The sequence below is a fragment of the Phaeacidiphilus oryzae TH49 genome (genome assembly GCF_000744815.1).
Lineage (GTDB): Bacteria > Actinomycetota > Actinomycetes > Streptomycetales > Streptomycetaceae > Phaeacidiphilus > Phaeacidiphilus oryzae.
The window spans coordinates 5,056,242-5,068,658 of the sequence record NZ_JQMQ01000005.1 but is presented as its reverse complement, the minus strand read 5'-3'; the positions used below and the strand labels follow the sequence as shown (position 1 = coordinate 5,068,658).

The window sequence follows — 12,417 nt, the reverse complement described above, 5'->3', positions numbered from 1 at the left end:
GCTCATTACGCCGCCTCCTCCTCGGTGAGCTGGGAGAGGACGATCTCCCGGTAGGTCTCGTTGGTCTCCATCAGTTCGTGGTGGGTGCCGCTGCCGACGACCCGGCCCTCGTCGAGGACCACGATCCGGTCGGCGTCCCTGATGGTGGAGACCCGCTGGGCGACGATGACCACGGTGGCCTCCGCGGTCTCCCGGGAGAGCGCGGCCCGCAGCCGGGCGTCGGTGGCGTAGTCCAGCGCGGAGAAGGTGTCGTCGAAGAGGTAGATCTCCGGGCGGCGGATCAGCGTCCGGGCGATGGCGAGGCGCTGCCGCTGGCCGCCGGAGACGTTGGTGCCGCCCTGGGCTATCGGCGCGTCCAGGCCCTCGGGCAGGCCCTCGACGAAGTCCCTGGCCTGGGCCACCTCCAGGGCGTGCCAGAGCTGCTCGTCGGTGGCGTCCGGGTCGCCCCACCTCAGGTTGGAGCGGACGGTGCCGCTGAACAGGTAGGGCCGCTGCGGGACCAGGCCGACGGCGCGGTTGAGCACCTCCGGGTCCAGCTCCCGGACGTCCTTGCCGTCCACCAGCACCTGGCCGGCGGTCACGTCGACCAGCCGGGGCACCAGGTTGAGCAGGGTGGACTTGCCCGACCCGGTGGAGCCGATCACCGCGGTGGTCTGGCCGGGCCGGGCGACCAGGTCGATGTCGCGCAGCACGGCGGCGTCGGCGCCGGGGAAGCGGAACTCGACCCCGCGCAGCTCCAGATGGCCGTGCCGGTCCAGATCGCGGAGGCCGGCCAGCGGCGGGACGACCGTGGTGTCGGTCTCCAGGACCTCCTGGATCCGCTCGGCGCAGACCTCGGCGCGCGGCACCATCATGAACATGAAGGTGGCCATCATCACCGACATCAGGATCTGCATCAGATAGCTGAGGAACGCGGTGAGCGCGCCGATCTGCATCCCGCCGCTGTCGATCCGGTGGGCGCCGAACCACATCACCGCCACGCTGGAGAGGTTCACCACCGCCATGACCAGCGGGAACATCATCGACATCAGCGATCCCGCGCGCATCCCGACATCCTTGAGCCGGTTGTTGGCGACGCCGAACCGCTCCCGCTCGTGGGTGTCCTTGACGAAGGCGCGGATGACCCGGATGCCGGTGATCTGCTCCCGCAGCACGCGGTTGACGCCGTCGATCCGCTCCTGCATGGAGCGGAAGAGCGGCCGCATCCGCACGATGATCGAGCCGACGACGGCGGCCAGCACGGGGACGATGACCAGCAGCAGCCCGGAGAGCGGAACGTCCTGGTTGAGCGCCATGATGACGCCGCCGACGCACATGATCGGCGCGGCGACCATCAGCGTGAAGGTCATCAGCACCAGCATCTGCACCTGCTGGACGTCGTTGGTGGTGCGGGTGATCAGCGAGGGTGCGCCGAAGTGCCCCGCCTCGCGGGCGGAGAAGGTCTGCACCCGGGAGAAGACGGACGCCCGGACGTCCCGGCCGAGCGCCATGGCGCTGCGGGCGCCCAGGTAGACGGCGCCGATCTGGCAGAGGATCCCCACCACGGTGACGCCGATCATCACGCCGCCGGTGGTCAGGATGTATCCGGTGTCGCCCTTGACCACGCCGTTGTCGATGATGTCGGCGTTCAGCGTGGGCAGGTACAGGTTCGCCAGGGTGGACAGCAGCTGAAGCACGATCAGTACGGCGATGGATTTTCGGTACGGCTTCAGATGCGATCTGAGCAGTCGGATCAGCACGGGCTCTCTCAGCAGAATCGGCGCGCTTGACGCGCGTGGACGGGCTTCCGGGGTTAGGTGCGTACATCGTACGCGGTTGTCCTCGGGGGCGCGCCTGGTTTTCCGCGCAATCGCTCACGCTTTCCGCCCATCGGAACTCTTACGAACCGCCCCTCCGAGGTCCTAGGCTGAGGCTCGTCCCTGATTACCGGTGAGTTAACCAAGCGGTCCGCCCGACCTCGCCGGGCCGCCCGCCCCGGAGGTAGTCGTGAGTTCCGCCCAGCCCCGAACCGAGGCCCCGTCGTCCCCAAGCGCGGATGGTTCCGCCGACGGGACCGCGAACCAGTCTTTGGCAGCAGCCCGGATCGAGAACCGTCCCGCCTCCGTGGCGCAGCTCTTCCTGGAGCGGGTCGCGGCCACCCCCGACCTGGAGGCCTACCGGTACCCGGTGCCGGTGGACGCCCAGGCGGCGGACGGCTCGCCGGGGGCGGAGCAGTGGCGGACCCTCAGCTGGGGGCAGACCGCCCGGCGGGTGAACCGGATCGCGGCCGGGCTGATGGCCCTCGGCATCCGGCCCGAGGAGCGGGTGGCCATCGCCTCCTCCACCCGCATCGAGTGGATCCTCGCCGACCTCGGCGTGATGTGCGCGGGCGCGGCCACCACCACGGTCTACCCGACCACCAACGCGGACGAGACCTCGTACATCCTCTCCGACTCCGGCAGCCGGGCGCTCTTCGCCGAGGACGCCGCCCAGCTCGCCAAGGTCGTCGAGTGCAAGTCCGACCTCCCCGAGCTGGGTTTCGTGGTGACCTTCGACGGTGCCGCCCCCGACGAGGACGTGCCCGGCCTGGAGGTGCTCTCCCTCGCCGAGCTGGAGCAGCGCGGCGCCACCTACCTGGACGAGCACCCGGACGCGATCACCAAGACCGTCGAGGCCATCGAGCGCGACCAGCTGGCCACCCTGATCTACACCTCCGGCACCACCGGCCGCCCCAAGGGCGTCCGCCTGGTCCACGACTGCTGGTCCTACCAGGCGGTGGCCCAGGAGGCCCTGGGCCTGATGAACGCGGACGACGTGCAGTACCTCTGGCTGCCGCTGTCCCACGTCTTCGGCAAGACCCTGACCTCGGGTCACATCAAGGTCGGCTTCGTCACCGCGGTGGACGGCCGGGTGGACCGGATCATCCACAACCTGCCGGTGGTCAAGCCCACCTTCATGGCCGCCGCGCCCCGGGTCTTCGAGAAGGTCTACAACGGCATCGCGGCCAAGGCCCGCGGTGAGGGCGGCGCCAAGTACGCGATCTTCCAGTGGGCGGCCGGGGTCGCCCGGGAGTACGGCCGGGTGGGCCAGGAGAGCCTGGTGGCCAAGGGCAAGCGGGAGTACCCGTTCGGCCTGGCGCTGAAGCACACGGTCGCCGACAAGCTGGTCTACGGCAAGATCCGGGAGGCCTTCGGCGGCCGGATGCGGGCCTGCATCTCCGGCTCCGCCTCGCTGGCCCCCGAAATCGGCTACTTCTTCTCCGGCGCCGGCGTCCACATCCTGGAGGGCTACGGCCTCACCGAGTCCAGCGCCGCCTCCACCGTCAACCCCGGCGAGGACTACCGGATCGGCACCGTCGGCCGGCCGCTGCCCGGCACCGAGGTGCGGATCGCCGAGGACGGCGAGGTGCTGCTGCGCGGCCCCGCGGTGATGCGCGGCTACCACAACCAGCCGGAGAAGACCGCCGAGGTGCTGGAGGAGGACGGCTGGTTCCACACCGGCGACATCGGCGAGCTGGACGAGGCCGGCTTCCTGCGGATCACCGACCGCAAGAAGGACATGTTCAAGACCTCCGGCGGCAAGTACGTCGCGCCCAGCGAGGTCGAGGGCAAGTTCAAGGCGATCTGCGCGTACGTCAGCAACATCCTGGTGATCGGCAACGGCCGCAACTACTGCACCGCGCTGATCTCGCTGGACGAGCCGGCCCTGCTGGACTGGGCCAAGGCGCACGGCCAGGAGGGCAAGGGCTACGCCGAGCTCTGCGCGCTGCCCGAGGTCAAGTCCATGATCGAGGCCGATGTGCAGACCCTCAACGGGCAGCTGCAACGGTGGCAGACGATCAAGAAGTTCGAGCTCCTCCCCCGCGACCTGGACATCGAGCACGGCGAGCTGACGCCGAGCCTCAAGGTCCGGCGCCCGGTGGTGGAGAAGGAGTACGCCGGGCTGATCGAGGGGATGTACGAGGGCGCCCGGGAGAAGTAGAAGTGAGGACCGCGCGGGTGCCGGGCTCCGCCCTCACCCGCGCTCTTCGTTCACGCCGCGGTCCACTCCGCGGCTCACTCCGCGCCGACCGTCAGCCGGGCCACCTCGCCCTCCAGCTCGGCGATCCGCCGCCCCCGCCGGTGCAGTTCCAGCAGCACCGACACCTTGGCCCGGAGCACCCAGGGGTCGAAGGGCTTGGTCAGGTAGTCCACCGCACCGGCCGCGTAACCGCGGAAGGCCAGGTTGCCGCCGCGGTCCGCGCCGGTGAGGAAGACGATCGGGATGTCCCGGGTCTGGTCGAGGCGGCGGATGTGGGCGGCCGTCTCGAAGCCGTCCATCTCCGGCATCACCACGTCCAGCAGGACCACCGCGAACTCCTCGCGGAGCAGCGCCTTCAGGGCCTCCGTGCCGCTGAGGGCGCGCACAGTGCGGCGGCCGAGCGGGCGCAGCACGGACTCCAGCGCGATCAGGTTGTCCGGCATGTCGTCGACGAGGAGGATGCCGGCGTCCCCGTCCGCCCCCTCGCCCCCGGCGTCCGGCGGGCGCCCGCTTCCGGCCCCGTCGGCGCCCCGGCCTCCCCGCTCCTGCGAACCCGCGTTCACTGAGCCTCCAACTCAACCTCGTCCGTGGCCAGTTGCTCACCCATGACGCGCAGCAGCCGGTCCAGGTCGACCGGCTTGGGGACGTAGTCCGACGCGCCGACCGCGATCGCCTTCTCGCGGTCGCCCGGCATCGCCTTGGCGGTGAGGGCCACGATCGGCAGGCCCGCATAGCGCGGAGTGCCGCGGATCGCCCGGATGGTCTGGTATCCGTCCATCTCGGGCATCATGATGTCCAGCAGCACCAGGCCGACGGCGTCGTCCCGGCCAAGGGCCTCGATCCCCTCCCGGCCGTTCTCGGCGTAGACCACGCGCATCCCGAGCCGGCCGAGGACATGGGTGAGGGCGAAGACGTTGCGGACGTCGTCGTCCACGATCAGCACGGTGCGGCCGTCCAGGGCGCGGCCGACCGGGCCCTGCTTCCAGGCGCCCAGCCGCTTGGCGCCCGACCAGAGCGCCTCGTTGGCGAAGTCCACCGGGGAGGCCGCCTCGGCGGTGTCGGCCGCGTCGGAGTCGGGCTCCGGGATCTGGCCGGCCCGGGGGGCGCCGTACACCGCCGGTTGGCGTCCTGCCATCTCGGGCAGTGCGGCGGGACCCGCGCCACCGGGTCCGGGCCGCGGGCCCGGAGCCGACCAGCCGTCCACCGCGGCCTCCTGCAGCTCCTCCGGCGACTGGCCCGCCGAGGGAGCGGTGAACACCGGCACGTACAGGGTGAAGACCGAGCCGACCCCGGGCTCGGACTCGGCGGTGATCCGGCCCCCGAGGAGGCGGGCGATCTCCCGGCTGATGGAGAGTCCGAGCCCGGTGCCGCCGTACTTCCGGCTGGTGGTGCCGTCCGCCTGCTGGAAGGCCTCGAAGATGCCGGGCAGCTTCTCCGGGGCGATGCCGATCCCGGTGTCGTCGACCGCGAAGGCGACCGTCTCCACCCCGCCCGGCCCGGGCGCGGCCCGGCAGACCCGCAGCCGCACGCGGCCGGCGGAGGTGAACTTGACCGCGTTGGACAGCAGGTTGCGGAGGATCTGCTGGATCCGCTGCTCGTCGGTGACCATGCTGCGCGGCACGTCCTCGGCGACCTCCACCTCGAAGGCCAGGCCGCGGTCGAGCGTTATCGGACGGAAGGTCTCGTCCACGTAGTCCAGCAGCTTCACCAGCGGCAGCTGCTTGGGACGGACGTCCATCCGGCCGGCCTCGATCTTCGACAGGTCGAGGATGTCGTTGATCAACTGCAGGAGGTCGCTGCCCGATCGGTGGATGGTCCGGGCGAACTGCACCTCCTCCGCGGAGAGGTGGCCGTCCCCGTTGTCCGCCAGCAGGCGGGCCAGGATCAGCAGCGAGTTCAGCGGCGTCCGCAGCTCGTGCGACATGTTGGCCAGGAACTCCGACTTGTACTGGGAGGAGGTGGCCAGCAGCGCGGCCTTCTCCTCCAGCGCGGAGTTGGACCGGCGGAGCTCCTGGGTGAGCCGCTGGGACTGGGAGAGCAGCGCCTCGGTGCGGGAGTTGGCGATGATGGTGTTGATCGCCACGCCGATGGTGCTGGAGAACTGGTCGAAGAAGGCCAGGTGGACGTCGCTGAACCGGCTGAACGAGGCCAGCTCGATGACGCCGAGCACCTGGTCCTCGAAGAGGATCGGCAGCACCACGACACAGGCCGGGGAGGCCTCTCCCAGACCCGAATTGATCTTGATGTAGTCGGGCGGGGTCTCGGTGATCAGGATGCGGGACTTCTCCGCCGCCGCCTGGGCCACCAGGCCCTGCTGCCCGTCCGGGCCCTCCTCGCCGCCGTGCGCCGAGCCGTAGCCGGCGATGAACGCCAGGCGGGGCGCCACGGTGGCGCCGTGCTGGCCCAACTCGCCCTCCCGGCCGACCGGTTCGCCCTCGTCGTCCCGCTCGGCCAGGAAGAAGGCGCCGTACTGAGCGGAGACCAGCGGGGTCAGCTCGCGGAGGATCAGGTCGGCGACCTCCACCAGGTCGCGGTGGCCCTGCATCAGGCTGGCCAGGCGGGCCAGGTTGGTCTCCAGCCAGTCCTTGGCCCGGGTGGTCTCGCGGAGGTTGGCCACCATCAGGTTGACGTTGTTCTTCAGGTCGGCGACCTCGCCGCGGGTCTCGACGGAGATCGACCGGGACAGGTCGCCGTTGGCGACCGCGCTGGCCACCTCGGCGATCGCGCGGACCTGGGTGGTGAGGTTGCCGGCCAGCTCGTTGACCGAGGTGGTCAGCGACTTCCAGGTGCCGTCCACGCCCTCCACCCGGGCCTGGCCGCCGAGTTGGCCCTCCGAGCCGACCTCCCGGGCCACCCGGGTGACCTCGGAGGAGAACGCGGAGAGGGTGTCCACCATGGTGTTGATGGTGGACTTCAGCTCCAGGATCTCGCCGCGGGCGTCCACGTCGATCTTCTTGGAGAGGTCGCCCTGGGCCACCGCGGTGGTCACCTGGGCGATGTTGCGGACCTGCGAGGTCAGGTTGTCCGCCATGAAGTTGACGTTGTCCGTGAGGTCCTTCCAGGCGCCCGAGACGCCCGGCACCTGGGCCCGGCCGCCCAGCTGGCCCTCGGTGCCCACCTCGCGGGCCACCCGGGTCACCTCGTCGGCGAACGCCGAGAGCTGGTCCACCATGGTGTTCACGGTGTCCTTCAGCTGCTGGATCTCGCCGCGGGCGTCCACCGCGATCTTCTTGGACAGGTCGCCGTTGGCCACCGCGGTGGTCACCTGGGCGATGTTGCGGACCTGCGAGGTCAGGTTGTCCGCCATGAAGTTGACGTTGTCCGTGAGGTCCTTCCAGACCCCGGAGACCCCGCGCACCTGGGCCCGGCCGCCCAGCTGGCCCTCGGTGCCCACCTCGCGGGCCACCCGGGTCACCTCGCCGGCGAACGCCGAGAGCTGGTCCACCATGGTGTTCACGGTGTCCTTCAGCTCCAGGATCTCGCCCTGGGCGTTGACGGTGATCGTCTTCGACAGGTCGCCGTTCGCCACCGCCGTCGTCACCTGGGCGATGTTCCGCACCTGCGAGGTGAGGCTGGAGGCCATCAGGTTGACGTTGTCGGTGAGGTCCTTCCAGGTGCCGGAGACGCCCTTCACCTCGGCCCGGCCGCCGAGCATCCCCTCGGTCCCCACCTCGCGGGCGACCCGGGTGACCTCGTCGGCGAAGCCGGACAGCTGGTGGACCATCGTGTTGACGGTGTCCTTCAGCTCGCGGATCTCGCCCTGGGCGTCCACGGTGATCTTCTTGGACAGGTCGCCGTTGGCCACCGCCGTCGTCACCTGGGCGATGTTCCGCACCTGGCGGGTGAGGTTGTCCGCCATCAGGTTGACGTTGTCGGTGAGGTCCTTCCAGACCCCGGAGACCCCGCGCACCTGCGCCTGACCGCCGAGCCTGCCCTCGGTGCCGACCTCGCGGGCGACCCGGGTGACCTCGTCGGCGAAGCCGGACAGCTGGTCCACCATGGTGTTGACGGTGAGCTTGAGCTCCAGCAGCTCGCCGGTCGCCTCGACGGTGATCTTGCGGCTCAGGTCCCCGTTCGCCACCGCCGTGGTGACCAGGGCGATGTCCCGCACCTGCGAGGTCAGCCGGGCCGCCATGGTGTTGACGGCCTCCGTCACCTCGCGCCAGCTGCCCGAGCCGCCCTGGAGCTCGGCCCGCCCGCCGAGCCGGCCCTCGGTGCCGACCTCCCGCGCCACCCGGGTCACCTCTCCGGTGACCAGCGCCAGCCGGTCGCACATCCGGTTCACCCCGCGGGCGATCCAACGGAGGTCGCCGCGGAGCGGACGGGAGCCGTCGTGGAGGTCGACCCGCAGCGAGAGGTCGCCCTCGGCCACCGCGTCCAGCACCCGGGTCACCTTGGTCACCGGGATCACCATGGCGTCCATCAGCGAGTTGACCGACTGCACGCCGGTCGCCCAGGAGCCCGGGCCCGGGCTGGGCAGCACCCGTTCGTCCAGCCGCCCCTGCCGGGTGACCTCGCGGCGCACCCGGCTCAACTCGTTGACCAGGTGCTCGTTGCGCTCCATCACCTGGTTGAAGACCACGGCCAGCTCGCCGACCATGCCGTCGCCGACCGTCGCCGCGGTGTCCATCCGGCTACGGAAGTGCCCGTCCCGCAGATTGCGCAGCGCGGCGAGCAGCGGGCGGAGCTCCCCGACGCGGACCCAGTGGCCGTCGGCGGGGCGGTCGGCGGCGCGGGCGGGGCCCAGCGGGACGGCGGGGACGGCCGGGGCGGCGGACGCGACCGAGGCGTCGCCCGCTGCCCCCTGCGAGGCCCGCGCCTTGAGGGTGCCACGTGGCAGGGTGCTCATAGTGCTCATCCGATTACTTGACGCGTATGAACGCGCTCAGTCTGTCACCATGGCTGCCGTGCCGAGGCGGACTCCGCGGTATTGCCTCCCCGGTGCGCGAGCCCCGTCCGACTCACTCACCGGAGGGCAGGTAACGCCTCCATGAACAGCCCCGATACCGCCATCGCCGCCCGATCCGCCGCCCCACCCCCGCAGCGGACCGGGGTGCACGGAGCCGACCGCGACGACCGCGACCACCGCGATGACCTGGGCGTACTGCGCCTCGGTCCGACCTACCCGACCCGCTCGGACGCCGAGCGGGCCCGGCGGGCGGTCCGCGAGCTCCTCGACCGGGAGGGACTCACCGACGCCGAACTCGGGGAGATAGCGGGGCTGCTGGCGCATGAGGCGGTGCTCCACTCGGCCAGCGGGGCGGAACTTCGCTGCCGGCTGCGGCCCGGCGCACTGGAGCTTGAGATGGTGGACGGGATGCTCCGCGCGCCCCTCGACAGCCGGCTGCACTATCTGGCGTTCGCCGCGCCGGCGGGCACCGACTGGGGCGTGGACTTCGGCGGCGGCCGCCGCCGCGCCTGGTTCCGCCTGCCGGTGGGAGGCCCGGAAGGGCCGGAAGGCCCGGCAGGCGCGGAAGGGTCGGGAGGCATGGAAGGCCCGGCAGGCGTGGAAGGGGTGGAAGGGCGGAGAGCGCCGGGAGGGCTGATGGGGCTGCGGGGCGAACCGCCCGAGCTGCCCGAGGAGGCCCAGGGGGAGACGGAGATGTCCGGCGGCCCGCTCCCGCGCCCTCGCCCCGCGCTCGGCGCACGGACCGCGAAGCCGACGGCGATCGCGAAGCCGGCGGCGATCGCGAAGAGCGCCGAGACCTCGGACACCGCGGAGCGCGGGCGGCTCGCCCTGCTCGCGGAGGCAGGACAGCTCCTCGCCGGGCTGCTCGACGGACGCCAGATCGCCACCATCACCGCCCAGTTGGTGGTGCCCCGGCTGGCCGACTGGGCCGCCGTCCACCTCGCCGACCCGGAGACCGGAGCGCTCTTCCCGGTCTTCGTCTGGCATACGGACGAGCGGCGCTCACAGGCCCTCCGCACGCTCCTGGAGACCCCCGGACAGGCCGCGGGCCTGGCCGGGCTCTGCGGGCTCGGCGGCGTCGCCCGCGAGTTCCCGCTGATCCACAACGGGCGCGGGCTCGGCCTCCTCCAGGTCGGCCGCGCCGACCGGTTCCCGCCCGAACACATAGAACTGCTGGAGGAGTTGGCCCGCCGGGTGGTGCCGGCGCTGCACGCCGCCGAGACCCACCGCGTCCAGGTCGAGGCCAACCACGCGCTCCAGCGGGGCCTCCTCCCGCAGGTACTGCCGGTCATCCCGAACCTCGGTACGGCCGTGGTCTACGAACCCGCCGAGCGCGGCAGCCAGGTCGGCGGGGACTTCTACGACCTGTTCCCGCTGCCGGGCGGCGGCCGCTGGGCCTTCGCCCTCGGCGACGTCTGCGGCCACGGCCCGCGCGCCGCCGCGATCACCGGGCTCGCCCGGCACTCCCTGCGACTGCTCGCCCGCTACCAGGGCGGCGGCCAGCCGTCCGAGGTGCTGGAACGGGTCAACCGCACCCTGATCGAGGACACCCAGGGGGAGAGCGACCCGGAGACCGGCCCAGGGGCCGACACCGGGGCCGACACCGGGGCCGGCGCCTATCGCGGCGGCGGTGACCGGGAGCGCCCGGGCGGGGGTCAGGCCCACGGCGCCATCCCCGAGGCGCGGATGCTCGCGCTGCTCAAGGGCGAGTTGACGCCCCACCAGGACGGCTCCGTCGGCTGCGCGCTGGCCTGCGCCGGGCAGCCGCTGCCGCTGCTGCTCGGCCGGGACGGCGGCGTGCGCCCGGTCGCCGAGCCGCAGCTGATGCTCGGGATCTCGCCCGACGCCCGGTACACCACCGAGCGGTTCCGGATAATGCCCGGCGAGACCCTCCTCTGCGTCACCGACGGGGTCACCGAGCGCCGGCGCGGCCGTGCGCTCCTCGACGACGGCGGCGGGCTGGCCGAACTCCTCTCCGGCTGCGCGGGCCTCGGCCCGGAGGCGGTCGCGGACCGGCTGCGCCGGGTGGTGCTCGGCTTCGGGCCCGGAGCGCCGAACGACGACATCGCGATGCTGGTCCTCCAGGTCAGGGAGCCGGCCGGCTGAGGCGGGGCCTCGGCGGCGGGGCAGGGGCGCCCGGCCGCAGCGACCGGTTGCGGCGGCCGACCTCGGCGGCGGGCCGCAGCGGCCGGGCACGGGTTCGCCGCCGGGTCGCGGACAATGGGAGGCATGCCTTCCGCACTCCCCGACGGCGAGCCCGTACCGGCCGACGGCGCACTGCCGCCGCAGGCCCTCGACGGCCCCCACCCGGCGGGCCCGGCCGCCGCCCGGCCCTTCGGCTTCTACGTCCACGTCCCGTACTGCGCCTCCCGCTGCGGCTACTGCGACTTCAACACCTACACCGCCGCCGAGCTGCGCTCCGCCGGCGGCGTCCTGGCCGGTCAGGACACCTACCCGGACAACGTGATCGAGGAGATCCGGCTGGCCGCCCGGGTGCTGGGCGCGGAGGGCCGCGAGCTGCCGACCGTGCGGACCGTCTTCTTCGGCGGCGGCACCCCGACCCTGCTTCCGGCGGGCGAACTGGCCAGGATCCTCGGCGCGATCCGCGCGGAGTTCGGCCTCGCCGCCGACGCCGAGGTGACCACCGAGGCCAACCCGGAGTCCGTCGACCTCCGCTACCTGGAGGAACTCCGGGCCGGCGGCTTCGACCGGATCTCCTTCGGGATGCAGAGCGCCCGGCCGCACGTACTGGAGCTGCTGGAGCGCCGGCACCGGCCGGGCCGCCCCGAGGAGTGCGCGGCGCTGGCCCGCAAGGCCGGCTTCGCACACGTCAACCTCGACCTGATCTACGGCACCCCGGGCGAGTCCGACGACGACTGGCGGACCTCCCTGGAGGCGGCCATCGGGGCGGGCCCGGACCACGTCTCCGCCTACTCGCTGATCGTCGAGGAGGGCACCCGGTTCGCGGCGCGGGTCCGGCGCGGTGAGATCCCGATGACCGACGAGGACGTCCACGCCGACCGCTACCTGATCGCGGAGGAGATCCTCACCGCCGGCGGCTACGAGTGGTACGAGGTCTCCAACTGGGCCGCCGCCGGGGACGGCAACGCGGCGGCGCGCTGCCGCCACAACGAGCTGTACTGGACCGGGGCCGACTGGTGGGGGGCCGGGCCCGGGGCGCACAGCCACGTCGGCGGGGTGCGGTGGTGGAACGTCAAGCATCCGGCGGCCTATGCGGAGGCGCTGGCGGCCGGGCGCTCGCCGGGGGCCGGGCGGGAGCGGCTGTCCGCGGAGGACCGGCGGGTCGAGCGGATCCTGCTGGAGCTGCGCCTCGCGGAGGGGGTCCCGCTGTCCCTGCTGCGCGCGGCGGGCCGGGCGGCGGCGGAACGGGCACTGGCCGACGGCCTCCTCTCCGCCGAGCCGTTCGCCGCCGGGCGCGCGGCGCTGACCCTGCGGGGGCGGCTGCTGGCCGACGCGGTGGTCCGCGATCTGGTGGACTGACCACCGGC

General features: G+C 72.4%; 6 protein-coding genes. 3 read left to right on the top strand and 3 right to left on the bottom strand.

All coding sequences use genetic code 11. The features are described from left to right. Positions 1 to 5 precede the first annotated feature (5 nt). Positions 6 to 1,739: an ABC transporter ATP-binding protein gene (locus BS73_RS26100; protein ID WP_037576490.1), complete on the bottom strand. Its 1,734-nt coding sequence runs from the start codon at positions 1,737 to 1,739 to the stop codon at positions 6 to 8. Positions 1,740 to 2,103: 364 nt separating this feature from the next. On the opposite strand from BS73_RS26100, the gene BS73_RS26095 reads away from it, so the two are divergent. Next, on the top strand, positions 2,104 to 3,960 hold the full coding sequence (locus BS73_RS26095; protein ID WP_322987294.1) for an AMP-dependent synthetase/ligase: 1,857 nt from the start codon (positions 2,104 to 2,106) through the stop codon (positions 3,958 to 3,960). Between the two features lie 74 nt (positions 3,961 to 4,034). Here the strand turns inward: BS73_RS26095 and BS73_RS26090 are convergent, their stop codons facing one another. Then, a complete protein-coding gene (locus BS73_RS26090; RefSeq protein WP_037581161.1) occupies positions 4,035 to 4,460 on the bottom strand; it encodes a response regulator in 426 nt (141 codons plus the stop codon). A gap of 98 nt (positions 4,461 to 4,558) precedes the next feature. Beyond that, a complete protein-coding gene (locus BS73_RS26085) occupies positions 4,559 to 8,665 on the bottom strand; it encodes a HAMP domain-containing protein (RefSeq protein WP_235215732.1) in 4,107 nt (1,368 codons plus the stop codon). A 324-nt stretch (positions 8,666 to 8,989) separates the two neighbouring features. On the opposite strand from BS73_RS26085, the gene BS73_RS26080 reads away from it, so the two are divergent. Continuing rightward, entirely contained in the window at positions 8,990 to 11,014 is a 2,025-nt protein-coding gene (locus BS73_RS26080) for a SpoIIE family protein phosphatase (RefSeq protein ID WP_051940618.1), read from the top strand. Positions 11,015 to 11,137: 123 nt separating this feature from the next. After that, a complete protein-coding gene (hemW, locus tag BS73_RS26075) occupies positions 11,138 to 12,409 on the top strand; it encodes a radical SAM family heme chaperone HemW (protein ID WP_037576484.1) in 1,272 nt (423 codons plus the stop codon). Positions 12,410 to 12,417 lie beyond the last annotated feature (8 nt).

Bases quoted from the DNA above. Each gene is read 5' to 3' on its own strand.
- hemW (WP_037576484.1), top strand. From the start codon at position 11,138: ATGCCTTCCGCACTCCCCGACGGCGAGCCCGTACCGGCCGACGGCGCA.
- BS73_RS26080 (WP_051940618.1), top strand. From the start codon at position 8,990: ATGAACAGCCCCGATACCGCCATCGCCGCCCGATCCGCCGCCCCACCC.